This window comes from Streptomyces sp. NPDC001492, from assembly GCF_053597275.1.
This window is the reverse complement of the sequence record NZ_JBSFHW010000072.1, coordinates 1-24631: the sequence shown is the minus strand read 5'-3', so window position 1 is coordinate 24631 and position 24631 is coordinate 1. Positions and strand designations below refer to the sequence as shown.

26 protein-coding genes are annotated in these 24631 nt (G+C 70.0%); 13 read left to right on the top strand and 13 right to left on the bottom strand.

Going from position 1 to position 24631, the window contains the following annotated elements:
* The first annotated feature begins 321 nt into the window (after window positions 1-321).
* The gene (locus ACWC1K_RS47200) at window positions 322-1197 is read left to right on the top strand and encodes a helix-turn-helix domain-containing protein (protein ID WP_450840025.1); all 876 of its coding nucleotides are present in this window, start codon (window positions 322-324) and stop codon (window positions 1195-1197) included.
* Window positions 1194-1412, top strand: a complete 219-nt coding sequence (locus ACWC1K_RS47195; protein ID WP_450840024.1) for a DUF397 domain-containing protein — start codon at window positions 1194-1196, stop codon at window positions 1410-1412. Before ACWC1K_RS47200 ends, ACWC1K_RS47195 begins: the two co-directional genes overlap by 4 nt.
* 92 nt (window positions 1413-1504) lie before the next feature.
* Here the strand turns inward: ACWC1K_RS47195 and ACWC1K_RS47190 are convergent, their stop codons facing one another.
* From ACWC1K_RS47190 to ACWC1K_RS47175, 4 genes are all read right to left on the bottom strand, one after another.
* Window positions 1505-2512, bottom strand: coding sequence for a hypothetical protein (locus tag ACWC1K_RS47190; RefSeq protein ID WP_450840022.1), 1008 nt, complete (start codon window positions 2510-2512; stop codon window positions 1505-1507).
* 91 nt (window positions 2513-2603) lie between these two features.
* A complete protein-coding gene (locus ACWC1K_RS47185) occupies window positions 2604-4121 on the bottom strand; it encodes a hypothetical protein (RefSeq protein WP_450840020.1) in 1518 nt (505 codons plus the stop codon).
* Window positions 4122-4363: 242 nt separating this feature from the next.
* Complete coding sequence (locus ACWC1K_RS47180; RefSeq protein ID WP_450840018.1) at window positions 4364-4516, bottom strand: hypothetical protein; 153 nt, start codon at window positions 4514-4516, stop codon at window positions 4364-4366.
* Window positions 4517-4674: 158 nt separating this feature from the next.
* Window positions 4675-5490, bottom strand: coding sequence for a ParA family protein (locus tag ACWC1K_RS47175; RefSeq protein ID WP_450840016.1), 816 nt, complete (start codon window positions 5488-5490; stop codon window positions 4675-4677).
* Window positions 5491-5685: 195 nt separating this feature from the next.
* Here ACWC1K_RS47175 and ACWC1K_RS47170 point away from each other — a divergent pair, with 195 nt between their 5' ends.
* Window positions 5686-5895, top strand: a complete 210-nt coding sequence (locus ACWC1K_RS47170) for a hypothetical protein (RefSeq protein ID WP_450840015.1) — start codon at window positions 5686-5688, stop codon at window positions 5893-5895.
* A gap of 74 nt (window positions 5896-5969) precedes the next feature.
* Here the strand turns inward: ACWC1K_RS47170 and ACWC1K_RS47165 are convergent, their stop codons facing one another.
* Genes ACWC1K_RS47165 through ACWC1K_RS47150 form a run of 4 tightly spaced genes read right to left on the bottom strand, consistent with a single transcriptional unit; the run spans window position 5970 to window position 9246 of the window.
* Window positions 5970-7103 (bottom strand): hypothetical protein, encoded by a 1134-nt coding sequence (locus tag ACWC1K_RS47165; RefSeq protein WP_450840013.1) that lies wholly within the window; start codon window positions 7101-7103, stop codon window positions 5970-5972.
* 17 nt (window positions 7104-7120) lie between these two features.
* Window positions 7121-7780, bottom strand: a complete 660-nt coding sequence (locus ACWC1K_RS47160) for a hypothetical protein (RefSeq protein ID WP_450840012.1) — start codon at window positions 7778-7780, stop codon at window positions 7121-7123.
* A complete protein-coding gene (locus tag ACWC1K_RS47155) occupies window positions 7773-8792 on the bottom strand; it encodes an NlpC/P60 family protein (protein ID WP_450840011.1) in 1020 nt (339 codons plus the stop codon). Before ACWC1K_RS47155 ends, ACWC1K_RS47160 begins: the two co-directional genes overlap by 8 nt.
* A gap of 10 nt (window positions 8793-8802) precedes the next feature.
* Window positions 8803-9246, bottom strand: coding sequence for a helix-turn-helix domain-containing protein (locus ACWC1K_RS47150; protein WP_450840009.1), 444 nt, complete (start codon window positions 9244-9246; stop codon window positions 8803-8805).
* 163 nt (window positions 9247-9409) lie between these two features.
* Between ACWC1K_RS47150 and ACWC1K_RS47145 the strand changes: the two genes are divergently transcribed.
* Genes ACWC1K_RS47145 through ACWC1K_RS47110 form a run of 8 tightly spaced genes read left to right on the top strand, consistent with a single transcriptional unit; the run spans window position 9410 to window position 17646 of the window.
* Window positions 9410-10033, top strand: coding sequence for a DUF6668 family protein (locus tag ACWC1K_RS47145; protein ID WP_450840008.1), 624 nt, complete (start codon window positions 9410-9412; stop codon window positions 10031-10033).
* Window positions 10026-10322 carry a hypothetical protein gene (locus ACWC1K_RS47140; protein WP_450840007.1) on the top strand — a complete coding sequence of 99 codons (297 nt, stop codon included), beginning with the start codon at window positions 10026-10028 and terminating at the stop codon, window positions 10320-10322. Before ACWC1K_RS47145 ends, ACWC1K_RS47140 begins: the two co-directional genes overlap by 8 nt.
* Window positions 10323-10347: 25 nt before the next feature.
* Window positions 10348-11100: a hypothetical protein gene (locus tag ACWC1K_RS47135; protein WP_450840005.1), complete on the top strand. Its 753-nt coding sequence runs from the start codon at window positions 10348-10350 to the stop codon at window positions 11098-11100.
* The gene (locus ACWC1K_RS47130; protein ID WP_450840003.1) at window positions 11100-12425 is read left to right on the top strand and encodes a proline-rich domain-containing protein; all 1326 of its coding nucleotides are present in this window, start codon (window positions 11100-11102) and stop codon (window positions 12423-12425) included. The genes ACWC1K_RS47135 and ACWC1K_RS47130 overlap by 1 nt, the downstream gene beginning before the upstream one ends.
* Window positions 12409-13911: an SCO6880 family protein gene (locus ACWC1K_RS47125; RefSeq protein WP_450840001.1), complete on the top strand. Its 1503-nt coding sequence runs from the start codon at window positions 12409-12411 to the stop codon at window positions 13909-13911. Before ACWC1K_RS47130 ends, ACWC1K_RS47125 begins: the two co-directional genes overlap by 17 nt.
* 23 nt (window positions 13912-13934) lie before the next feature.
* Complete coding sequence (locus ACWC1K_RS47120) at window positions 13935-15377, top strand: ATP/GTP-binding protein (protein ID WP_450840000.1); 1443 nt, start codon at window positions 13935-13937, stop codon at window positions 15375-15377.
* A complete protein-coding gene (locus ACWC1K_RS47115) occupies window positions 15374-17140 on the top strand; it encodes a type IV secretory system conjugative DNA transfer family protein (protein ID WP_450839998.1) in 1767 nt (588 codons plus the stop codon). Before ACWC1K_RS47120 ends, ACWC1K_RS47115 begins: the two co-directional genes overlap by 4 nt.
* Window positions 17137-17646, top strand: a complete 510-nt coding sequence (locus tag ACWC1K_RS47110) for a DUF4913 domain-containing protein (RefSeq protein WP_450839996.1) — start codon at window positions 17137-17139, stop codon at window positions 17644-17646. Before ACWC1K_RS47115 ends, ACWC1K_RS47110 begins: the two co-directional genes overlap by 4 nt.
* A 70-nt stretch (window positions 17647-17716) precedes the next feature.
* Here the strand turns inward: ACWC1K_RS47110 and ACWC1K_RS47105 are convergent, their stop codons facing one another.
* From ACWC1K_RS47105 to ACWC1K_RS47095, 3 genes are read right to left on the bottom strand one after another with little or no spacing between them, the layout of a single operon-like run.
* A complete protein-coding gene (locus ACWC1K_RS47105) occupies window positions 17717-20332 on the bottom strand; it encodes a DNA translocase FtsK (RefSeq protein ID WP_450839995.1) in 2616 nt (871 codons plus the stop codon).
* Between the two features lie 32 nt (window positions 20333-20364).
* Window positions 20365-21843: a relaxase/mobilization nuclease domain-containing protein gene (locus ACWC1K_RS47100; protein WP_450839993.1), complete on the bottom strand. Its 1479-nt coding sequence runs from the start codon at window positions 21841-21843 to the stop codon at window positions 20365-20367.
* The gene (locus ACWC1K_RS47095) at window positions 21840-22148 is read right to left on the bottom strand and encodes a hypothetical protein (RefSeq protein ID WP_450839992.1); all 309 of its coding nucleotides are present in this window, start codon (window positions 22146-22148) and stop codon (window positions 21840-21842) included. Before ACWC1K_RS47095 ends, ACWC1K_RS47100 begins: the two co-directional genes overlap by 4 nt.
* 385 nt (window positions 22149-22533) lie before the next feature.
* On the opposite strand from ACWC1K_RS47095, the gene ACWC1K_RS47090 reads away from it, so the two are divergent.
* Window positions 22534-22902: a hypothetical protein gene (locus ACWC1K_RS47090; protein WP_450839990.1), complete on the top strand. Its 369-nt coding sequence runs from the start codon at window positions 22534-22536 to the stop codon at window positions 22900-22902.
* A gap of 65 nt (window positions 22903-22967) precedes the next feature.
* Here ACWC1K_RS47090 and ACWC1K_RS47085 read toward each other — a convergent pair whose 3' ends face one another.
* Complete coding sequence (locus ACWC1K_RS47085) at window positions 22968-23981, bottom strand: zeta toxin family protein (RefSeq protein ID WP_450839988.1); 1014 nt, start codon at window positions 23979-23981, stop codon at window positions 22968-22970.
* On the bottom strand, window positions 23978-24208 hold the full coding sequence (locus ACWC1K_RS47080; protein ID WP_450839986.1) for a hypothetical protein: 231 nt from the start codon (window positions 24206-24208) through the stop codon (window positions 23978-23980). The genes ACWC1K_RS47085 and ACWC1K_RS47080 overlap by 4 nt, the downstream gene beginning before the upstream one ends.
* Before the next feature lie 166 nt (window positions 24209-24374).
* Between ACWC1K_RS47080 and ACWC1K_RS47075 the strand changes: the two genes are divergently transcribed.
* A complete protein-coding gene (locus tag ACWC1K_RS47075; protein ID WP_450839985.1) occupies window positions 24375-24566 on the top strand; it encodes a DUF397 domain-containing protein in 192 nt (63 codons plus the stop codon).
* Window positions 24567-24631 lie beyond the last annotated feature (65 nt).

The window sequence follows — 24631 nt, the reverse complement described above, 5'->3', positions numbered from 1 at the left end:
CCAGCGGGTCTAAGACGACCGCGCGTACATCGTCAGATGACAGCCACGTGGGCATGGGTGGGCCTCTCGCGCATCGAGTGCCTGAACTCCCGCCTAGATCACGAGAAGTGATGGATCGTGAGCACAGGGTTCCGTTGTTGAACACCATGCCATTGAATTTCAATGCTGGGTACCTGCATCACTGAAAATCACTGAAATTGCGGGCTCTGGAGAGTGGCCAGACAGAAGGGGGCCCAGGTGGCGACCGCCGCGTACCCTCTGCGTGATGATCCCGCCGTCGGGCACAACGACGGTGACGGACGAACTGGAGGGGTAGGCCACATGGCCGCGAGAGGAACGGCCGGGCCGGCGGGACGCATGCTCATCGCCCGCGGGCTCCAACGCCTGCGCAGCCGCGCCGGACTCACTCAAACCGAGTTGGCGAAGGCAGCCGGCGTCTCAGTCGGCACCGTCAACCGGTATCTGGACTGGCAGGACCGGGCCAAGCTCACCGTGCCGACCATCCGTTCCCTGGCCGTGGCCTGCCGGGCATCGGCGGAGGAACGTGAGGCGCTCGAACAGCTGGTGCGCACGCAGCAGGACGGATGGTGGGTCGGGCAGCCCGGGTTTCCCGAATGGATGGACCCGCTACTGTCGTTCGAGGAGTACGCGGAGTACGAGCACATCTACGCCAACAACCTGGTGCCAGGCCTGCTGCAAACGCGCGGTTACGCGCTCGCTCTCCACCAGGCACAGGACCCGCGTGCGGACGCTGACGAGATCGAACGCAAGGTTGAGGCTCGAATCAAGCGTCAGGAGATCCTGGACCGGTCCCCCGCGCTCCACGTATGGGTGGTCCTCGATGAATCGGTGCTCAGGCGTCGGCCGTCAGAGGACAACAAAGTGATGGCCAAGCAGATCGAGCACCTGGAGGCCCTCGCGCAGCGCCCCAACGTCGACATCCAGGTGTTGCCGTTCAGCGCCGGCCACTCGGCAGGCTCGGGCGGTCACTACCTCATCCTCGGCCGTGACGATGCGCGAGAGCCTGTGGACTCGATGGGCGTGGTGTACCTCGAACTCCACCGCCGGGGCGTGTACCTCGATGCCCCCGACGACGTCCAGGCATACAAGTTGATGTTTGACTATGCCCGATCCAAAGCGGCCGACACGGCGACCAGCCTGCACATGCTGGCCGACGCACGAACGGAGTTCGTATGACCCACAACCCACCCCCCTCCCCCGCGCAGATCGCGGCCGCAGCGTGGACTAAGAGCACCTACAGCGCGACGAATAACGAGTGCGTAGAGCTGGCTGCCTTCCCCTCCTGGATCGCCGTGCGCGACTCCAAGTTCAGCAACGGCGGGCCTCACCTCGTAGCGGGCTCGCAGGCCTTCACGGCCCTCGTCAACGGCGTGGTCGACGGCACAGTCTGACCCACCACACAGCGAAGGGGCCGCCCGCTCGGGCGGCCCCTTCGCTGTGTGGTGGGTCAGACCGGTAGCTAGCTAGAAAGCGAGCGAGCACGCTAGCTCGTCTTCCGGTCACGCTTCCTTGTGCGCTTCGGCTGGTTCCTCCGACGGGTCGGTGTGCCGCTCGCTGACACGCGGGTGTCTTCGCCGGGGGCTGGCTGTGCCTGCGGCTCGTGCCTTTGTGCCGCTTCCTGTGCCGCGGCGAGCTGCTCACGCAACGCCTCGGCCTCCTCGCGTGCCGCGCGGACCTCGGCCTGTGCCTCGCGGGTATCGCCCTGTGCCGCCTCGACGGCCTGCTCGGCCTCCGTGCGCTTCCGCTCGGCCTCCTCGTGTGCCTGCCTGGTCGCCTGGTGTGCCGTGCGTTCCTCGTCGAGCTGCTGGCGAGCGGCTCCGGCCTCGACCGCGGTCTGTCCGGCGGCGTGCTGTGCCTGCTCGGCGAGCTGCACGGCCGTGGCACGTGCGCCCTCGGCCTGCTCCCGTGCCTCCCGTGCCTCCCGTAGCTGGTGCTCGGCACCCTGGAGCTCCTCGCGCACCTCGGCGAACGCGCGGGTCATGCCGTGGAGCTGCTGGCGGGAGGCGCCCGCCTGGGCTTGTGCCTGCTGCGCGGCTTGCTGTGCCTGCTCCGCGAGCTGCACGGCCGTGGCACGTGCGCCCTCCGCCTGGTCCCGTGCCCGCTCGGCACGCTGGCGTGCCTCCTGCTCCTCGTCGAGTTGCCGACGTAGGTCCGCCAACTGGTCGCGGGCGGCCTGGAGCTCGGCGCGCAGCTGCTCGGCTGTTGCCTCGGCCTCTTCGGCGGCCGCGTGTGCCGCGTCGGCCTCCTCCTCCATGTGCCGGGCCTGCTTCCGGGCCTCGGCCTCGCGCTGCTGTGCCTGCTCGGCCGTCCGGCGTGCCGCCTCCGTCTCCGCCTGTGCCGCCCGCACGACCGCGTGGACGTCGAGGATGCGCCCGAGGCGGTCGTGTGCGTGCGCGAGGCGCTCGGTGTGCTCCTCTGCGGTCGGCAGTGGCACAGCGGGCCCGGACAGGGCTAAGGCAGACGTCTCCGGTGTGCCGGTGGTCATGGTCATGTGCTCCCCCTGGGGTCGTCGTCGGCACAGGCTGTGCCGCTGGTGTGCCGGGGCACGGGCGGGCCGTGCCCCGGCATGTGCCTGTACCGGATCAGACCCCGGCAAGCTCGTCCTGGCGGACGTCGGCGCGGGCGTGCTCAGCCGGAACGTGCACCTCGGAGACGGCCCGGTGTGCCGGGCCCCGGTCGTACGCAATGCCAGCCGCACGGAACTCGTCCAACAGCTCGTCCGTGATCTGGTTGACGTTGCGGTCATCCCCCGGCCGGACACGGGCCCGGTAGAGAGCCTGGATGGCGGACTTCTTCGTCGGGTAGCTGTCCAGGGCGCGCAGCTCGGGGGCGTCGCCCTCCTCGTCCTGGCGCTCGTCCTCGGTGTCCTCGTCGCCGTCCGGAACCCGGGCCTCGGCACGCGCCCGTGCCGCCTGTGCCGCGGCGGCCGCGCCGTACCCGGGGGTCTCCTCGTCCTCCTGCCCGATGCAGTCGGCCGGCTCCTCGTCGTCCTCGTCGTCGAACGCCTCGTCGAACGCCTCGTCGACGGCCACGGCACGCGGGGCGGGTACGGCTGTGCCGATCTGTGCCATCAGGTGTGCCTCGACGCGTGCGGCGAGCTCTTCCATGTGCCGAAGCTGTGCCGCGCGCTCCTGGTCGAGCTGCTCACGCAGGGCCGCGGACTCCTCCTGTGCCGCGGCAAGCTGCTCGCGCAGGCCGTCGGCCTCCTCGTGTGCCGCGCGGGCCTCCTCGACGACGGAGGCCCTGTGCCACGGGCTCTCCCGCTCGTCGATCACCACGTTCGTGGAGTGCCGGCGCTGTGCCAGGCGGGCCAGGTAGGCGGCGGCCTGTGCCCCGTCGGTCGCGACACCGGCCCGGTCCTGCCACTTCGCCAGGCGGCCGGCGATCCGGCGGCCGCGGAACTTCGTCCGCTGTTTCTCCGACAGGCGGTCGTACGTGTCGGCCAGGTCGACGGCCTTCGTCAGCGCCCGGTCCCGGGTGATCTCCAGCGCGGTGCGGTTGCGGTGACTCAGCCCAAGCCGTGCCATGAGCCGTTCACGCAGGTCACGGCTGATCTGAGCCAAAGGCGCCTGCGACTCGTCGCCCGACCGGTGCTTGAGCTCCAGTCCCAGGGCCGAGTGTGCGGCCAGGGCACTGCCAATCGATCCGATGAAGATCCGCACCGCCGTGCCGGTGGTCAGGCCGTTGCCCTCGTGCCACGCAGGCACGGCCGAGAGGGCAGCGAAGATCCACACGGCGGAGCCGTACCAACCAGGGCTCTTGTCCGGGCCGGCCATTCGTTCGCGGGCGCCGAGCACGCACATGGCCAAGAGGCTTTCGAACGCGGCACACGACAGGATGCGTTCGGGCGTGCCGGTCATGCCGAGACCGTCGAGCGTGAACCGGTACGACGTGTTGAGGCTGACGGACGTGCAGATGACGAACGCGACGGCGGCCGAGATCGTACCCGCGGAGAACTTCCGGCGCTCTCCCTCGCTCTGCACGTTCGTCTTCAGGCGGCGGGCGGCCAGGACGGCGCCGACGATACCGGCCACCGCCACCGCGGCGGCCGCGATGCCCGCAGGCATCCCGGTCCACTCGGTGAGCTGATCCACAGTCATCGGCGCTCCCCCGTGACGTGGCCGGACATCGGCGGCGTGGTGTCGGCTTTGCCCTGGGGGGCCGTAATCTGGTGGCACATGGGGAGTTGCTTCTCCTCGTTCGGTGGGCCCCGGGGACGCGCTACTTGGAGGTTGGGCGTTCTCGGGGCTGGCTGTTTTTCCAGTTAGGACGGCCTAGCAAGCAAGCACGCTCGCAAGCTCGCTTTCTATCTAGCTAGCTCGCGCGCTAGAGAGCGAGCGAACTAGCTTTCGAGCTCGCGTGCTCGCTCGCGCGCTACCAGGGCCTTGTACTCGGTCGGGTAGGCCTTCATCAGCGCGTTCTCGATCACCTCGCGCTTGCTCATGCCCCGGGTGGCCACGACGACTTCCACCAGCTCATCAAGCAGGGGGAGCACTCGGGTATTGAGCTGAACGGTTGCCTGCGCACTGCGTCGCGGCCTCCCCCTGGGGACGGACAGCGGAGTTCCAACCGGCGCAGAGCTGGCCGGGCGGGCCGGGTCTTCAGCTTCTCCGCCGGGTGCCGGGCGCGGGCGGGGTGATGGGCGGTCCTCACTCATTGGGCAGCAATCCTGTTCACTGTCAGCTCTCGGTATGCCTTGGCGACGCTTGCCCCCTTGGCGTACTTCCCGTACCACTCACCGGCGGCGCGGGCTTCCTTAACGATCACCAGCGACTCGACGTATGGCGTAAGCAACATGCCGGGTGACGTCCGTTTGAGCTCCTCGACAGCCCGAAGCGCGTCGCGGGTCCACACGGCGCCCGTGTAGGCCGCACCCAGGATGATCCCGATTTCCTGCGGGGTCCTGGGTAGGCCGACCTCTTCCCTGTACTGGTGGAACTTGTGCACCGTCTCCTTGGCGCCGTCGACCCCGTCCAACCCGTCTTCGTCCGGCTTTGCCGCGTAGATGATGTGGGTGCAGGCGGTGAGCCCGTTCTGCGTCAGCATCCCGCCTTGCCGGTTGGGGAAGTCGAACACGCCGAAAGCTGCCTGCGTGCCGGCCAGACTCCGCTTCAGCCGCATCTCCGCGTGATCTTCGCGCAAGCTCTCCTGCATCGCCTGTTTACGGAAGCCGGAGGGGATCACACGGAGGTTCTCGGGCCACCCCTTGGCCGGGTCTAGGGGAACAGCGAGCTCATCGGCCCAGCCCTTCACATCGTCCTGCCCGAGGATGGCGGACATGTCCAGGCCCGGTTCAACGGGTTTGGCACCGGTCCATTTGGTTGCGGCCCCACGGGGGTCAAGGTCTCCGAAGAGAACGAGCTCCTCGGGATGCTCTTCGGCGTAGGACACGGCGACCGATACCGCAGTCGCGGTCTTCGTCACGCCGCCCGTCTCCGAGTAGCTGCCTACGAACTGAGGTCCAGTCATGGCGAGCATGCTAGCTCGCTCGCTCTCTCGCTCTCTCGCTAACACGCTTTCTATCTTTCTAGCTAGCTAGCAAAAAATCAACTACAGTGCAGACCAAAGAGGGGCCGGGCTGGCACCCGACCCCTCAAAGTTCGGCCCGCGGGCGCGGTTTGCGTCTCGTCGTCCGCGGGCCTCGATCCATGTGGAGGATCTGGCATGACTGTACGTGAGCTCGCGGGCGAGGGGACATCGGCGGCGGTGCGCGACCTGCTGAGTCTGGACCGGGATCAAGTGGTGGATCTGGCGGCGCCGTTCGTGGTGGGGGATCCGCTGGTGACGGTGGTCGCGACGATGCTGCAGGACTCGTACGTTGACTGGTACGCGGCCTCGCGGGTGCTGGGAGTGCAGCTGCCCGACCCGGCGTAGCAGCCTGCAGATCACGAAGGGGTCCGGGACACACGGTGTGTCCCGGACCCCTTCGTGTTGAGGTCGGCACCGGCCTACGGCGACGCTGGCCCGGTCGCTGCCTGGCGGAGCCGCTGGAGTCGCTGGGTGGCCTTGCGATAGGCGATGCCGCCCTCTCCGGGGATGGAGTTGCGCATCCTGACGATGGTCTCGCCGGTCTTCAGGGCCTGGACCGGGTCCGTGATCTTCAGCCACAGGGCGTGTGCCCGGCCTGCGGCGGCGTTGGCGCCCTCCATGTCGTTCTGGAGGGCGCGTCGTTCGGCGACGTCGCGGTACAGGGCGACGGCGGCCGGCAGGTCGCCGCGCTGGGCGGTGAGGTGGGCGCGGACCTCGCGTGCCTCCAGAGCGTCGCGGTGGCTGGGCCCGTGGGCCCGGGCGGCGGCGTCGTCGAGGGCCGCGGCCATCTGGAGCGCCTCGTCGAGCTGCCCGGCGCTCTCCAAAGCGTGGATGCGCATCACGCTGGGGATGCGGCCGGCCGTCCGCGGGTCCGGCTGGGCCGGTGCGGTGGGTGGGGGCGGTACTGCCGGGCGGAGGGGAGGTGCCTCCTCGGTGGGCCGGTCGTGCCGGTCGGCGACCTGTCCGGCGGGGCGGGTGGCGCGCATGTGCACGGTCCGCTCGTCGGCGGCCGCCGTACCGCGGGCAAGGCGCGTGGTGGGTTCGTCGGTGGTGAGGGCCTTGCGGGCAAGGCGGGTGGTGGCCTCGTCCCGGCCGGCCGGTTCGGACGCGAGGGGAATGACGAACGGTTCGGGCGCGGGGACCGGGGCGGATGCCTGCTGGGGGAGCACGACGGGGGGCGGGGCCGGCTGCGCCACGGTCGGCTTCCCTCTGGTCCTGCGGAGCTTGGCCGCCGGGCTGGCCTGTCCGGCCTGGTTCCGGTCTGCGCGGGGCTTCCTCTTCTGTTTGGCGCGGCGGGACGGTCCTGCTTCCTGGACGGTGCCGTCCGGGCTGATCAGCAGCGGCCACACGGTGCCGTCGACGTCGACGGCGTCCGCCAGGACGGCCCGCGGCGGGGTGAGGCGGGCGGCGATCGCCGCGACCGCCGCGACCGCCTGTTCGCGGCCGGGGTGGGGGTCGGTCCGGGCGGCGGGGCCGGTGACGGTGACGGCTCCGGTCTGGTCGGCGGTGAGCCGGTAGCGGGGCCATGCGGGCACGGGTGCGGTGCTGGTCATCGCCGTGTCGTGCCTCCTCACTGGAACGTGACGGTGTTCAGCCGCCAGGGCGCCGATGCGGTGGAGCGGGTCAGTTCCGCGTACGCGGTGAGCGTCTGGGGGCTGCCCTTCCAGCCGTCCCGGCCGGTGGGGGTCAGGGTGATGGTCCATCGCCGGTAGGCGGCGGTGTCGGTGTCGTCGGGCCCTCCGGCGTCTTCGGCCTCGGTGAGCCGGGGGACCGTGAAGGCCTTGTGCGTGGTCCAGGTCTGCCAGTCGGCGCCGGGCTGGGAGCGGGAGACCGCCGCGCGCAGCTGCGCGGCGTAGGTGGCGGTGCACCATCCCGCGGCGGCCGTGCGCCGGCCCGCGTCGTCACGGCTGGTGTCAATCGTGGTGTCGTACGTCGTCAGAGCGGTCAAGGCGGCCTTGCTGACGGCGGTGGCGTCGCGGCCGTTGACGTCGGCGGGGGAGGGGATGCCGCCCTTGGGCTGCCCGGCGGATCCGCTGGGCAGTGGTGCCGCCTCGCTCGCGCCGCGGGGGGTTGGGTAGGGGCCGGGGCCGCTGGGCGTGGGCGCTTTGGGCGGGGCCTGGTCGGTGCTGGTGCCGTCGCTGAACGCGCCGCAGCCGGTGGCCAGGATGGCCACGAGTACGGCGGCTGCGGCGGCCTGCGCCGTGCGGGGCCTGGTTGCGGTGCTATTCACCGATCCTCCGAATGGTCATGGTGCTGTCGGAGTAGGGGTATTCGTCGAGATTTGAGATCTTGACGACGTCTCCGGTGCGCGGCGCATGCACGAACTGGCCGTTGCCGAGATAGATGCCGATGTGGTCGTAGCTCGTGCCGTCGAGCTGGAACGCGACCAGGTCGCCGATCTGGGCGGCGCTCCGTGGGACGGCTTTGCCCACGGTGGCCTGGGCCTGGCTGGTGCGGGGCAGGGTGATCGTGCCGCCGGATGCCTGGTACACGGCGTACTGGACGAGCGCACTGCAGTCGAACCCGACGGTCAGCGCACCTTGCGCGATGCCCGCGGTCGGGCCGCTGGTGCTGCCGCCGCCCCACGAGTAGGGGGTGCCGAGCCACCGTTTGGCCTGGGCCGCGACCCGCTGGCCGAACGCCCCGGACATGTCGGCGGTGCCGTCATTCTTGCTGTAGAGCGCGAGCCGCTCCATGATCCGCGCAACGTACTGCTGCGTCTCCGGGTACGGCGGAATGCCTCGGTACTGGCGGATGGCATCCGGGCCGGCGTTGTAGGCGGCGAGCATGAGCCGGGTGGAATCGCCCTGGACTTGGTAGCTGGTGACCTTGTCCATCAGCCAGCAGTCGTACCGGGCCTGCGTCATGATCGCGTCGGCGGGTGTGAAGGGGTCCGCCTGGCCGTCGCTGTCGGCATCCACGCCCCAGGATGCCCAGGTCCCGGGCATGAACTGGCTCAACCCCTGGGCCCCCACCGGGCTGACCGCTTTGGGGTTCCAGTTGGACTCTGCCGAGATCTGGGCGGCGATCAGGGGCGCACTCACGCCCGCGCAGACGTGGCCCGCCTGGACGATCCAATCGGCGTAGGCCGCGGGCACCTTGGAGGCGTCGAGTGCGCCGCCGACCGATGAGGCGGCCTTGTTGTCGTCCTCGACGGCCCCGCCCACCATGCTGATGCCCACCAGCAGGGTGCCCAGTGCCCCGGCGGCCGCCGTGACGACCCATGTCCCCTTGCCGGTCACGGGGCCTGCCTCACGGTGCGGCCGGCTGCCCGGGCTCGCCGGGCGGCGTTCCCTCTATCAGGGCGCTGATTGTCTGCCGCCTGAATCTCCAGGGGCTGCGGGGTGAGGTCTTGAAGCCCGGGAGTCTGCCCGCGGCCGCCAACGCTGCCACGGTGGTCGGGTCGTAGCGCAGGACGTCGCCGACCTCCTGCGCGGTGAGCACCTCCGGGTGGCCGGACAGAAGCGGGGGCAGTGCCTCGTCCGACGGGCGCCCCTCCAGTACGAGGGCGATGCGGCGTTTGTCGAACCTCCAGGGCGCGCGCGGCCCGGTGGCTCCCCTGAACGCCTTCAGCTGCCCGCTCTTGGCCCGGCGCGCGATGCTGACCGGACTCAGCCTGAAGATCTCGGCGACCTCCGCGGCTGTCAGTACCGCCGGATAGTTTGCCAAGGGCGTCTCTGATTCGCGCTCCGTCATGCTGGCGAATCCTAGCCACACGTATCCCCCTCTACCCCATCGTGCCGAAACAACGTCAACGCGTTGATAAATGCGATGCGTTGACGTTACGTAACATCTTGCAACGATACATAGGACTCGGTCTAGACTGTTCGCACATCGTGAAGCGAAAAGGGGGAGTGGTGTGGCGGGTGATGCGCCCAACCCGTGGCTGACTCAGCCGCGTTCAGACGTTCAAAGTGTGCCTACCGTGCATCCGGTTGCTCCGGCAAACGATTATGCTGTCCCGCTTCGTCCGCAGCCCGGGTCCGTTCCGCAGCCGCCGCAGGGCCTGCCGATCGCTCCCACGGGGACGCCCCCGCAGGGGGGTTGGGCCTGGCTCGGCTGCCACGGCGGCGCGGGCGTGACCACGCTGCAGCAGGCCTTGCCCGGCGGCTACGACGCGAACCGGGCCTGGCCGGCCGCGGTTGCCGGGTGGCGGTGTCCCGTCGTCCTGGTGTGCCGCTCGCACGTCTCGGGCCTGACGGCCGCTCAGACGGCGGCCCGTCAGTGGGCCTCGGGCGCGGTGCCCGGCGTCGAGCTGCTCGGCCTGGTCGTCGTGGCGGACGCCCCCGGCTCGCTGCCCCGCCCTCTCAAAGACCTCGCCAAGCTCGTCAGCGGCGGCTACCCGCGCACCTGGTCGGTGCCGTGGTTGGACGCCTGGCGACTCGGCGAACCGCCCGCCGCCCACCTGCCCCGTCAGCTCGCATCCCTTCAGCGCGAGTTGGCAGACCGCTCGAATCCCACGGGGAGACTCCACCATGGTTGACCTGCTCGCCGCGTCCACGGACATGGCCCACCACTTCATCCTGGCTGGCGACCCGCCGGCCCCCAATCCCGTTGCCCCGCCCGGATCCCAGAAGTTCGTGCAGGTCATGAACTGGATCGCCTGGGGTGTGACGTCGGTGTGCGTTCTCGGCGTGATGATCGTCGCGGGCCGTATGGCTGTCGCCTACCGGCAGGGCGAGGGCTATGAGGCCATGACCGGTCTCGGCAAGGTCATGGCCGCGTGTGTGCTCCTCGGCTCGGCCTCCGCCATCGTGACCGCGCTCACCTGATCCCGCCGACCCGACAGGGAGTGTCATGTCTGCACCGACCGACGGCCGCGGCCCCGAGGCGCCCGCGAGCCCGTTCCAACAGCGGTGGTTCATCGTCTCCGCGGCCTTCCTGATCGTGGTGGTCCTGCTCGGTCTGCTGGTCGTCTTCACCACCCGCGACAACTCCAGCGCCAACGGCAGCAAGTCGCCGGCTCCCTCGGCGTCGGCCGCCTCGACGCCCTCGGCTTCCGCCGCGGCGGGGGGCTGCCCGGCGCTGGCCGACACGGACACCACGGTGCCCACGGCCGCGCCGCAGGGCGTGACCTGGGGCCTGTTCCGCACGGTGGCCCTGCCCACGTCGAAGAGCGCGGGCCCGGCCGCCGCCGACGGCGACCTGACGCACTGCTTCGCGCACACCCCCACCGGGGCCCTGATCGCTGCCTCACAGATCAGCATCCGCTCGATGCTCGCCCGCAACTGGCAGGACGTGTGGCAGCGTCAGACCTACGGGGACGCGAAGGCGGCGCAGCTCGCCTCTCTGCGTAAACAGTTCAAGTCGTCGCCGCTGCCCGACCCCGCCCCGGGCGAGCTGGGACAGTTCAGCGGGTTCCGCTTCGTCACCTACAGCGCGGACACCGCCGTGATCGAGCTGCTGACCCGGTTCAGTGACGGGGCGCTGCGGCTGAACACCGCGGTGCTGCGCTGGCATGACGGCGACTGGCAGTACGAGGTGTCCAAGACCGGTCAGCAGCGCATCGTGACCTCATCCGAGGGTTTTGCGGCCTGGGGCGGTGTCTGATGGGGATCTGCGACACCGCTGCCGACCCGATCCTGTGGGTGGCCTGCAAGGGCAAGGGCGCGGTCGGCGACGCTGCTTCCGGCGCTGTGGACAGCGTCGCGGGCAGCGCCTGGTCTCAAATCGTGCACTCGTTCACCTCCGCGGCCGCCAGCCTGATCAAGACCGTGGCCACCGGCTGGCTGGGCATGGACTCTCCCCAGCTGAGCACCAGCGGCGGACCCGTGGCGTTCATGTTCGCCCACACTCAGTGGCTCACCATCTGGGCGTCCGTCCTGGCCCTGCTCCTCGCGGCGGGCCACATGGCATGGACGCAGCGCACCGAGCCCGCCAGAGAGGCGGCCATAGCCCTGCTGAAGGTGGTGGCCTCGGGCAGCGCCTATGTCACCGGCGCCAACCTGCTCCTCGCGGGCGGCGACGCATTCGCGGTGTGGATCGTCAACGAGTCGACCCACTGCGGCGGGGGCGATACGCCCACCAAAGCGTGCACGCAGGCCTTCACCGAGAAGCTCGTGAACTACAGTCTGCTGACCACCTCGACGAAACCCGAACTGCTGGGCCTGGCCTTCGTGTTCGCCCTGCTGCTGATCGTCGGCAGCATCGCGCAGATCGGTTTCATGCTGGCCCGCAACGCGATGTTGATCGTCCTGGTCTCCACGCTGCCGCTGTCGGCGGCTGCCTCCGGAACCGTCACCGGCAAGACCTGGTGGAAGAAGACCTCTTCCTGGCTGATCGCCTTCATCCTGTACAAGCCGGTCGCCGCCATCGTGTACGCCGCCGCTTTCTCCAGCATCACGCAGGGCAACGACAAAGCAGACGGAGAGAACCTGACGGTACAGCTGGCCGGGGTGGTCCTTCTCCTCCTGGCGGCGCTCACCCTGCCCGCCCTCATGCGGATCGCCTCCCCCCTCGTCGACCAGGTTGCGCAGGGACGGCAGGGCTCGGGGGGCTCGGTCATCGGCGGTGCCGCCGCCGTGGCAACCGGCGCCGTGGCCCTCAAAACCGGCGGGGCCTCCACCGCGGCCTCCACCGTGACCTCAGCCGCCGGCAAGGGAGCCGTAGGCGCCTCCGGCTCCCGCAACCCGGGCGGTGGTCCCCCGCCCGGTGGTGGCTCTCAGCCGCCTCCTGCGTCTCCGTCCGGAGGATCCTCGCCCGGAGGGTCGCCGCCCGCGGGATCGCCGCCCGCCGACGCCCCTTCGCACAACGGCACCCCGCAGCCGGGCGGCCCGCAGGGCGGAAGTGCCCGCCCTCACGGCGGCACCCAGGTGATCCCGCAACGTCCCGCCACCGACAGCACGGAGGGAGGTCCCCGTGGCAGCAACCGCTGACACCCCCGCAGAACCGACATACGGCAACTGGCGTGTGCCGCAACGCGGCGGCCTGGGCCGGCTGTCCCTCGGCGCCACCGTCCTGCTCATCGCCGGCCTGCTGGTCATCGTCGTGATGACGCTGGTCAGTCTCCTGCTGGCGCTGGCCGTGGCGGGGGTCCTGGTGCTCGTCCTGACCCCGTTGACCATCCGCGACCGGCACGGAAGGACCGCGTTGTCTCGCATGCATGCCCGATGGTCTTGGCGACGCACCGTCAAGACCGGCTCTCACCTGTACCGGTCGGGCCCGCTGGGCCGCACCGGACACGGCACCTGCACCCTGCCGGGCCTGGCGGCCGCCTCCACCCTGATCGAGGCCCAGGACGCCTACGGCCGCCCGTTCGCCCTGCTCAGCTACCCCTCCACCAGCCATCACGTGGTGGTCCTGGAGTGCGAGGCCGACGGCGCCTCCCTCGTCGACCAGGAACAGGTGGATCAATGGGTGGCCCACTGGGGCGCCTGGCTGGCCCGCCTCGCCCACGAACCGGGCCTGGTCGGCGCCAGTGTGACGGTGGAGACGGCCCCGGACTCCGGGATCCGCCTCGCCCACGAGGTGACCAGCAACCTGCACGACGACGCCCCCGCGCTGGCGCGGCAGATGCTCGGCGAGGTCCTCACCCAGTACCCGGCCGGGTCCGCGCAGATCAGCACCCGCCTGGCGCTGACCTACTCCGGTGCGGCCCGCGGCGGCCACGACCGCAAGGACGCCGGCGAGATGGCCGTCATGCTCGGCAACCGGCTGCCCCACCTGACGGACTCCCTGGCCTCCACCGGGGCGGGCACGTCCCGGCCGATGACCGCCGTGGAGCTCGCCGAAGCCGTCCGCATCGCCTACGACCCGGCGGTGGCCACCCTCGTGGAAGAGGCCCGCTCCACGGGCGGCAGCGGCCTGCAGTGGAGCGACGCGGGCCCCTCCAGCTCACAGGAAGCCTGGGACTACTACCGGCACGACACCGGTGTGTCGGTCACCTGGCAGATGTCCGAGGCCCCGCGCGGTGAGGTTTTCTCCAAGGTCCTCAGCGGGCTCCTGGGACCGAGCGAGGACATCGCCCGCAAGCGGGTGACGATCTACTACCGGCCGCACGATCCCGCGCAGGCAGCGAAGATCGTCGAACAGGACAAGCTCGACGCCAAGTTCCGCATCAACCAGTCCAGGACCGGACAGGCCCGCATGGCCGCCGACCTGCGCGCGGCCGAGCAGTCCGCGCAGGAGGAAGCCAAGGGGGCAGGTGTCACCCGGTTCGCGCTCGCCGTGACCGCCACAGTGGCCCGCTACGAAGACCTGCCCGTTGCCCTGGCCGCCATCGACGACCTGGCGCCGCGGGCCCGGATCCAACTGCGGCCGGTCTGCGGCTCGCAGGCCTCCGCATTCGCCGCCGCGCTCCCCATCGGGCTGGTGCTGCCCGCGCATCTGCTGGTGCCCGCCTACATCCGCGACAACCTCTGACCGCGACGGAAAGGACCCACAGCGTGGCCTCCCAGCCCTCCGCCCCCCGCGTTCGACGGCCCGGCCTGCGCGGCTGGGCCGGGCCCGGTGGCGGCGCCCAACGCCTCGTCCAGCCGGCCCCGGAATGGCGGGGGACCACCGTCCAGGTGTGCGGCCTGTGGCCCTACGTGGCCGGCTCCGGCACCCCGATGATCGGGGTGCCGCTGGGCCGCAGCATCCTGACCGGCTCCACCGTCTGCTGTGACCCGATCTCCTGGTTCATGCGGGCGGGCCTGATCCACAACCCGAGCACGTTCGTTCTCGGTCAGCCTGGCCTGGGCAAGTCCACCGTCGTGCGGCGCATGGCCCTGGGCCTGGCCGGCTTCGGCACCCTCCCGATGATCTTCGGGGACCTCAAGCCGGATTACGTCGACCTGATCAGGGCGTTGGGCGGGCAGGTCATCGCCCTGGGCCGCGGCCGCGGTTACCTCAACGTCCTCGACCCGGGCGAGAGCGCGGCCACGGCCGCCCGGCTTACCGGAGATGCCCGGCGGGCCCTGCAGGCGGACGCCCACGGCCGCCGCCTCAACGCGGTCTCCGCGCTCATCACGCTCCTGCGCTCGACACCGCCCACCGACCGGGAGGAAACCATCCTGGCGGAAGCGCTGAGCGTGCTCGACGAGCGCCACCAGGGCATTCCCGTCCTCGGGGACCTGGTCAAGGTCATCAAGGACGCTCCCGACCGGGTCCGCGCGGTCGCCCTCGACCGCGGCGACCTCGACCGCTACCGCGACATCACCGAAGCCCTGGAATCCTCCCTGACCGCCTTGCTCGGCGCGGGACGGCTGGGGGAGACCTTCAGCCGCCCCACCAGCGAACCCATGCGCCTGGACCGGCCGGTCTGCTTCGACATCTCCGGCATCGACGACAGTGAGGAACTCCTGCAGGCGGCCGCCCTGTTGACCTGCTGGAGCTACGGGTTCGGCGCGATCTCGGCCGCGCAGGCCCTCGCCGACGCAGGCCTTGAACCCCGCCGGCACTACCTCCTCGTCCTGGATGAGCTGTGGCGCGTGCTGCGGGCCGGCCGCGGCCTGGTCAACCGCGTGGACGCGCTGACCCGCCTCAACCGGCAAAGGGGCGTGGGAACGGTCATGGTCACCCACACCATGAAAGACCTCCTGGCCCTGCCCACCGAGGAAGAACGCCTCAAGGCCGGCGGGTTCGTCGAGCGCTCCGGAATGGTCATCTGCGCGGGCCTGCCCCGCGACGAAATGCCCCGCCTCACCCAGGTCGTCGACATGACCCGCGCCGAACAGCAGATGGTCACCGGCTGGTCGACACCGCCCGGCTGGGACACCAAAGCCGAACCGCCCGGCCGCGGCAACTTCTTGATCAAGGTCGGTGGCCGCCCGGGCATCCCGATCCACGTCGACCTGACCCCCAGCGAACTCGACATCAACAACACCAACCGGCGGTGGACCGCGTGAGCGCGACCTCGAAGCGGCGCGGGCCCGGCCAGGACCTCAGCGGCCCCCTCCTGGTCGGCGTCTGCTCGCTCATCCTGCTCGCCGTCGCCGTCACGTGGACCTCGGCGGCGGCCGGCGCGGCCCTGGCGGGCACTGCTGCCCCGCCCTCCAACCCGTTCGCCGTGCTCTTCCAACTGGCCTCCGGCGCCTACCGGTGGCCCGGCGCCTGGGCGACCGCCGTCCTGGTCGTCGAACTCGTCGCCCTGGTCGCCGCCGCCGCGCTGGTCTTCCGCGTCGTGCGGCGGGCCCGGGCCCGCCGCAAGCCGATCGACGCGGCCGCCCGCTACATGGGCAAGGGCACCGACCTCGACAAGATCAGCGAGCGGACGGTCAGGGAGAAGGCGAAGCGGCTCGGCGTCGCCGACGACGTCGCGCCCGGCGTCTACCTCGGCCGCGCCGTGATCGGCCGCCGCCCCCTGTACGGCAGCGCGGAAGACACCTACCTGGCCCTGTGGGGCACCCGGACCGGCAAGACGACCATGCTCGCCATTCCGACCGTCATGACCCACGGCCGGGCCCCCGTGCTGTGCACCACCAATCGCCGCGACCTCGTCGACGCGACCCGCGGCCCCCGCGAGGAGTTCGGGACCGTGTGGGTGGCCGACTTCCAAGGGCTCCTTGACGAGGAACCCACCTGGTACTGGGACCCCCTGACCTACGTCACCGACGTCACGCAGGCGGCCCGCCTCGCCTCCCTCTTCGCCGCGGACACCCGCGGCCCCAACGCCCAGACGGACGCCTATTTCGACCCGGCGGGCGAAGAGCTGGTGGCGAACATGCTGATGGCCGCGAAACTCGACAACCGGCCCATCACTCAGGTGTACCGGTGGCTGGCCTCCCAGCGCGACGACGAGCCCGCCCGGATCCTCGAGGAAGCCGGCCCCGACTACCAGGCGGCCGCCGACAGCCTCAACGGCGTCCTCAACGCGGCCGACAAACAGCGCTCCGGCGTCTACGGAACTGCCATCAAGAACGTGGCGTGCCTGCGCGATCCCAAGGTGACCCGGTGGGTGACCCCCGCAGCCCCGGGCGAGCTCGCCAAGCGCCGGGCGTTCAGCCCCGAGGACTACGTACGCAGCTCCGACACCCTGTATCTCGTCTCCCGCGAGGGCAAGGGCAGCGCCGGCGCTCTGGTCACCGCACTGACCGTGGCCATCTGCGAGGCCGCCGAACACCTCGCCATGCGCTCTCCGCAAGGCCGGCTGTCCCGCCCCCTCATGGGGGTCCTCGACGAAGCCGCCAACATCTGCAAATGGCCCGAACTCCCCGACATCTACTCCCACTACGGCTCGCGCGGCATCAACTTGATGACCATCCTGCAGAGCTGGGCCCAGGGCGTGACCGTCTGGGGTGAACACGGCATGGAAAAGCTCTGGTCCACGGCCAACGTCACCAGCTACGGCGGCGGCGGCCGCGACGACCGGTTCTTTGCCCGGATCTCCGCCATGGTCGGCAAGTTCGAGCCGCTGACCTACTCACAGTCCCGGCAACCCGGCGGCAAATCAGGCAACCCCCTGGCCTCCAACGTGTCCACGACCACGAGCAGCCGCCCGGAGGAGATCATCGATGCCGCCGACCTGACGTCGGTGCCCTTCGGCCGCGCGGTCGTGTTCGCCTCGCAGACCCGCACCACGCTCGTCGAAACGAAGCCCTGGTGGGAGTACGAGTGGAAGGACAAGGTGGAGGCCTCCCTGCGCAAGTACGACCCCGGGACCGTGAAGTGACATACATCGTCGACGAGTGGGACGACGCCCCCGCACCCGGCGTCGCGGAGGAGCCGCCAGACGCCGGCAAGCGGGGCACGAAGAAGAAGGGCAAGCGAACCAAGGAGAAGAAGAAGCCGCCGCCGCTCGTCTTCAAGAACGTCGAGGAATTCGTCACCGACTACCTGGCACCCACCATCCGCCGCAAGCTCAACGGCTCCACGGCCACCTGGTGCCCGGAGTGGTGGCGCCACGAAGAGGCCTTGCAGCGACTCGCGGCCGTGTGGCGTGCGTGGGAGAACCTACGCCACGATCCCGCCCTTGGCCTGAGCACCTGGTTCCTGCACCACTGTGACCCGCACATGCGCGTGCTGCTCGACCCGGACAACGGGCCGTTCGCCGCCTGCAGCAAGGACGGCCACACCACGCGCCCCTACCCGCCCCTGCCCACCACCCCGGCCAATCCCGCCCTGTGGCTCTCACCGGCCTTCAGCGCCGAACCGAGCAGCCCGCCCGACGAGACCTGACCCACCACCAATACGGCGGGAGGGGGGTGGTTCGCGTGCACACGCGACCCACCCCCCTCCCGCCGTTCTGCTACAGCTCTACTCCGGGCTTCCGCTCCCGGCCAGCACCGCCCGCAACGCCCGTGCTGCGGCTGCTGGCGGCCGGAACGGCCGTGGCCGCCTCCGGACTCTCCGGGAACGCCTGAGCGGCCACCAGAACCGCCCCTGCGGCCTCGTCATCGCCCAACACACTCAGGGCCCGCTCAGCCTCCTCCTGGCGCTCCGCGTAGCGCAGTCCCTCCGGGCCGTCCCCGGCGTCACCGTCTCGGTCGGTCGCTGACTCCTCGCGGGCGTCCTGCACCGGAATGGACGTCTCCGTTCGCGCCGCAGGCTCTGGCTCCTCACGAGCCAAACCCACGCCGGCACGAGCGCTGCTCTCCAGCTGCTCCAGAAGCTCAGGCAGCGCACCCGTCTCCACGAGAACCTCGCGGGCCTTGCGCCCGTCACGGGGGCCGACGATGTTCAGCTCCTCCAACTGGTCCATCAGGTCGCTCGCTTCGGCGAACCCGACACCTAGCTTCCGTTGCAGCATCGAAGCGGAGCCGAACTGCGTGGAGACCACCGCCTCAGCAGCCCGGACCACGTTGTTGCGGGCCTGGTCGGACTGAGTCACGAGCTCGCCTGTGATGACGTTGATCTCCTTCGGTGCGACGTCAGACGTCGTCACGTACTCCATGGCATCAGCAAGCTGCTGCCGGGACCCGGCGTCCAGCGGGATGCCCCACCGCGCCTCATACTCGGCAGCAAGTTGCTCCACCGCGTCGCGCGGCTCCCCCCTGACCGCCAGATCTGCCGGCACATCCCCGGCCTGTAGGTCTGCGCTGGCGGCGGAAACCGTGTAGGCGGATACCGACATCACGACCCGCCGACTGGGCACCGTCGCGGCCGTGACCGCGGCCCTGACGGAGTCCTGCGGCCCCGCGGCTGTGCGCGCGGCCTTGGCGAAGTCCTGCGGCTCCGCGGCGGCCGACTGCATGTCGGCGAACCGGTGCGGGACAGAGTCCAGGGGACGGCCCCACTGCTCCTCGAAGTCGGCGGCCAACTGCTCCGCCGCCTGGGCGCCCGTACCGTTCCCCACGGCCCTCGCCACCCGCTCTTCGCGGCTGCTCAGCCACACCCCCTGATCGTGCAGGCTGAGCCCGTACGCGCCAACGGCCGACGCCTCGGCGCTAAGCGTCTCTGCCTGCTGGGTGAACCGGTTCCGGGACGGATGCCCCTCCGGGAACGTCTCCGCCTGCTCCTGCAGCCGGGCGGCCCGGTTGAACAGGTCGTAGGACTGCTCGAAATACGCCTGCGCCTGCACCCGCAGGGCGTCGCCCTGGGCGCGGATCCGTGCGGCTGGGCCGGGCATGTCGCGCCCACCGAACAGAGCGCCGATGCCGTCCGGCGTGACGTCCTGGGGAACCGTCAGGCCGTGCACATCGGCCAGCCGCTCGCGCAGGAACCGCTGTGCGTCCTCCTTGGCCTGGCCCGCCTGCCACGTGTCGACGTACTCGAACGCCCCGACAATCTCGGCGGCGCTCGCCGTCTCCCAAAAACCCTGGTCCAGGTTCTCCCGTAGCCGGGCGGCGTCGTGCACATGCTGCGGGTTCTCGCCGTTCATCGAGGCCGTGTGGGCAGCGAGCCGCAAGGCCGTGTCCGCCTGCTGGCGTCGCAGGGTCACCAGCCCCTCGTCAATCGCCGCGACGTTCCCGACCAGCCGGGCGCGAGTCCGCTCGTCCAGGGTCGCATCGTCCAGGCGGGCCGCGTACTCGGCACGGCGCGTCCGGCGCCGGTCTTCCTCCTCACTCAGCTCGCCGACCTCGACCATCAAGGCGTACAACAGCTCGTCGTCGCTGGCCTGCTCGGTGCCCGCGACGACGGCCCGTCGCCACGACTCTGCCTCAGCCAACACCTCCCCGACGCGATCACCCCTCAGCCTGGAGGCGGGCACCTGAGCGGACACCGGGTTGCCGGTGTTCTCGATCAGCTCGACCTGGTACTGACTATGACGGTCGGCGGCCTCGGCTCCCTCGGGGCTGGTACTCCAGCGCTCATACGCGCGCGCGGCCGCCTCATCCACCGGCATCCCGGCCGCGACCGTCTGCGCACTGCGCCACACGATCCGCGTCGGATCGTTCAGGTCACGGATGATGACCGCATACGAGGCCCTCCCCCCGCGTGCCTCGGCGGACTCGCGCGCGTCTTGGAGGGTCTTGCGGAACGCCGGGTCGGCCACCGTCAGGATGCGCGACAGCTCTGCGCCCTCGATGGGCCAGACCGGGGCGTCGATGCCGAACCGCTGCCGCAGGTTCTCCCGCAGCACCTCCAAGGTGTGCGCGGCATACGGGTCACCGGCCGCCCACTCGCTCGCGGCCTGCCACGCCTGCCCGAGCCGCTTCGGGTCCGCGTCCCGCCAAAACCGATCCTGGTGCACCGACCGGAGAACTGGCTGCACGGCGGCCCGCTCGGCACGCAGCCGCTCGGCGAGCATCTCGGCCCGGGCCTCGGCCTGCCGCTGTGCCTCCCGGTACTGCCGGCGCCGCTCTTCAACCATCCGCTCGGCAACGAGCGTCGCCACCAGGATGACCAGCCGCGCAACCTCGTTGGACAGCTGCGACCCGGACGCATACACCTCGCTCGCGTTTTGGTCGTAGTACTCGCTCATGAACCCTCCCGTTTCCGTCGCCGAGCGTGCCGCTACCGGCCCCGCCCGGGATCACGCTCGGGCCCCTCCGGCCCCGTGCCGCGGCTGTGGTCAATCCCCGGGTCCAGCAAGGCACCCGGGCTGTCACGCATTGCCGCACGGGCCTGCTGCAGCTGGTGCAGCTCGCCGCGGGCAATGCTCTCGATGCGCTGCGCCTGGTCGCGCTCCTGGCGCGCGGCGTGCATGTTGTGGATGGCCCGCAGCGTGTTACGCAGGGCGAGCAGGAACAGCACCTGTCCTGCGGCCGAGTCGCGCGAGTACCGAGCAGCCATGGCAGCTCCCTTCAACTGGCCGGGACTGCCCTCAAGGGTGGTGCCCCGGTGTTCCAAGGTGCGTTGTGCCGACCGTGCCAGCACATCGGCCGCCCGCGCCAGAGGGCCTGGCCGGTGTGCTTCCATACGGGCGCTCAGCACCGCCAGGACGCCGGCAGCCTCGTGCGCCGTCTGCGCCCAGCGGACGACGTCCCCGGCCGGGACCGCCGCTAGTTGCTCGCGTACTTGCTGGATCTGCTGGGCCGCGATCTCCCACGCCGCCTCATCACGTAGCAACGCGTTCGTCATGCGCCCGCCGCGCATGCTGCCGGTCGCCCACGCGGCTACCGCCTCGGCGGGATCGCTGTCCGGCCATTGCTGTCGCAGTTTCGGAAGCGTGAGATCCCGACCGAGCTTGAGGCCGCCGTACCAGACGGGCGAGTCGTTGCCGTCCGGGTGCAGGGCAACCGAGTAGCCCATCACTTCGTCACGGCCGCCGGCCGCGTACCGGGGACGGGCCCGCACTCCCGACGCCCGCAGATTGTGGACGAACTCCGCTTCGCTCGTGGCCGTTGCCGCGGCCGCCCGCACCCGGCGGGCGAGCGTGAGGCGGGCCGGCTCCGGTTGGCCCCGACGCTGCCCGGCCTCCTGCTCACCGCGTTTGATTCCGGGCATGGTGCGGCCGTTCGCGCGGCCTTCGACGATCCGCAACCCCATGTCCTGCTCTAGCCGTGCGCAGACGTCCTGAGATCGCGGCCGGTCCCGCCATACGTCGGCCTTGGTGCCGTCCGTCCGGACCAGATTCACCATGAGGTGGATGTGGTCGTTGCCGTTCACGCTGAGCCCGTGGTGGACGGCCAACCAACGGCATGGTGCCTTGCCGCTGTCGTCGTCAAATCCCATGTCGCGTACGAAACGGCGTGCCACGTCCGCCCACTGCTCATCCGTCAGTTGCCCGTCCTCGGGGGGCAGGGAAAACGAGCAGTGCCACACATGCCCGTCGGGCACCGTCGTTCCGAACATGACCAGCGGGGCATCGAACTCGTCGGCGAGCTGCTTGAGCTGTCGCGGATCCTCGTCGAAGTACGGTCCTCCGATTCCGACGATGTCAGCTGAGGAGGCAATCATCCGTTGGTTGGTGTGCTCGTTGGCCTCACCTGGCCCGAACAGGTAGCGGATGAGTCCCGGCGCGTCCTCGCCACGCGTGATGTTCGGCATCATGAGGTGCGGTACACCTCCGCGACCTCCTCGACCCGCGCGGCCGCCGCGGCGGCACGGTCAAGCACCGTCCGGATCTGCTGATCCGGCACGTCGGCCCCGCTGTTCAGCGCCCGTGCAATCTGGTTCACGTTGTTCGTCAGATTGCCGAGCAGAAGTTTCACGCCGGTGAGCTCCTGGTGCAGAACCTCGCGCTGCCGGCGCGTCAGTGGGGGGACGCCAATCGCGGCTTCGATGAGGGTGCGGGGAACGCTGATCCCCAGTGCGATGGCACGGGCCTGGACAACCGTGAACTCGGCATCGCTCATCCGCACATACGCGCTGTGCTTGCGGCCGCCGGCCTCCCGCTTGTTGCGGCCCCCCGGAGGGACCGGGCGGCGCGGCGTCCTCGGCTCTCCCACTCCTGCCCCTCTCTCCAGCGAAGCGACCCCGGCACGGGGATCCACACCACAGTGTGGCAGCAGTCGCCGCCGAAAGGCGACTGCCAAGCTCGATCAGATATCTGATCGTCTAGCTTGCTCTGTCTTCGGCTGGGGTGCGGGGCTTCTAGGGCCGCATGCGACGGGGCGGGCGCGTGGCGCATTCGAATTGCGCTTGTGCGAGACGGATGGCGGCGATCTCGCCCCGGGCACCCTGGCGTTGGCGGTGGCTGTGTGGTGGCTCGCGGCACAACGCCTCTGTACGCTGCGGGGCATGACGAACTTGCCCTCCATGGATGACACCCTCAAAGCGGCCGAACAGCTCATGCGAGACCGGCTCTCCGCCGTCGAGGCGCACAAGAAGAACGTGGACGCTGAGCAAGCCGCAAGGGAGGCGCTCGCGGAACGTGAGCGTGAATCGGCTCGCACCTGGGCAGCCATGCTTGCCGCCGGGTGGACGGCCGCCGAACTCAAGAGGCTCGGGTTCAAGGAGCCGTCGACCAAGGCATCTGGTCGCCCTCGCACGTCACGTGCGCGCGCCGAGCGGAACAACTCGACTCCGACCGAAACCGTCGCCGTGCCTGCGCAGGCGACCGCGGCACCGGCCACCCCTCCGATGCAACCCGCACCGTCCGTGCAGTAGTCACGCAGCACACGAGATGGGGCCCACCGGTTTCGGTGGGCCCCATCTCGTGGCGGGACTGGGTTCTATCGCCCCATGCTCGAATCATGCGAGCGGTGCGGGCCGGAAGACTCCTGCCCCGATCCTGACCCGCTCCGCGCGCTCTCGCGTGTGGCCTCGCCTGCACCGCCTGGAAAGGCAAGCCGTGCGACCCGCAGGGCATCCTGCCCATCCATGCCGGCGCTGGGCCCGTGCCCTTCGAGCATCGGAGCGGCTAGCTCGTCAATCACCCTGAGTCGCTCAGGCCAGTCCGTCTCAGTCACACCCTCGATGGCGGCTCGCCTCGACAGGAAGTCGGCTCGGGTCGCAGCGTCCCACGGCCGGTAGCGGATCTCCTCGACGACTTCGCGCGGGTCACGTGCCGGCCTCCAACTCCCGTCGGTCTGCCGAACCGTGCTGTAGGCAACACCGCCGGTGTCCACCACGTGCACCGCCCGCACATGCTGTCTGGCGTCCTCGATCGCCTGCGGAACGTTGGCAAATGCCTGCTTCTGGAAGTCGGGTGTCGTCGTGAACACATGATGCAGCGTTCCCGTCTGCTCGGCCCGATAGTGCCGGTGGGCAACACCCAGCTGGGACCGAGCGGGATGCATCGCGGTGTACGCGGCCTCGGCGGCATAGCCGCGTTCCGCGAAGAACTTGACTTCGGTCGCCGCGAACTCGAAGCGTGTCCACGGTCCGACAAGCACGATGTGCGAGCGCTGATCGCGGATGTGTTCCTTCATCATTCGCCGCAGCTCGGTGACATCCGCAAGACACGACTTCCGAGCGTCGGGCGCTCCGTGCTCGCGGGCTAGCTCCTCGAACCTCGGGTGAAACGCATAGTGTGTGTCACCGTCGAAAATGACCGGGTCATTCATGCCCAACTGCTGCGCGACCAGGGGCGCCAAGGTTGTCTTGCGGGATCCTTGCGTGCCACCCAGAATCAGGATGCGCGGCTCCTCTTGCGCGGGCCGGTCGATGACCGGTCGGACACGCCTTTCGAAGATGCGCCGCAGCTCTTCATCCGTCAGCAGTCGGGGCCGTTGCTCGTCCGTCACTGCTCACGCTCGCGGATGGTGTCGATGATGGCCGGATAGGTACGAGTGATCTCCTCAATCCGGTCGGTGTCCGCTGCCGTCAGGTTCTGTTGTTCGAGGGCGGTCGCCACCAATGCGCCTTCCAACCGCTCGGTCTCCGCTGCGTCGTCGTGGATCCGACCGAGCAGTGCGCTGTACGCGGCCACGAGCGCCGACATGAGGCTGTAGGCGGACTCATACGCGTCCATCTGTGCGGTCGTCCATGCTCCGCCATCCCACGCCGTTGATCTCTCTGTCATGGCTGCGGCATGCCCGTAGGTCCGTTGCGCCAATCCCCGGCTTCCGACAGCTTCGCGCTCCTAGACTGGGCTGGCCCGCACGGAGCGGGACGAGCAACCGAAGGAGACGATCCACATGCACGGGCAGCATCAGGGCGCATGGCAACGCAGCTCGTACTGCAGCGAAGACCTTGACGCGTGCGTGGAGGTTGCGGCCGGCCGCAACAACGCTCTCGTTCGCGACTCCAAAGACCTCACCCGTCCGTCGGTATCCGTCGGGGTGCGCGCCTGGTCTCTGTTCGTCACCGAGATTGGGCAGTTCCGCTGATCTATCACGCTCCGGCTGGCCGGCTCGCAGAGCACGGGCTGCCGTGTTCGCGTCCATCCGGTGCC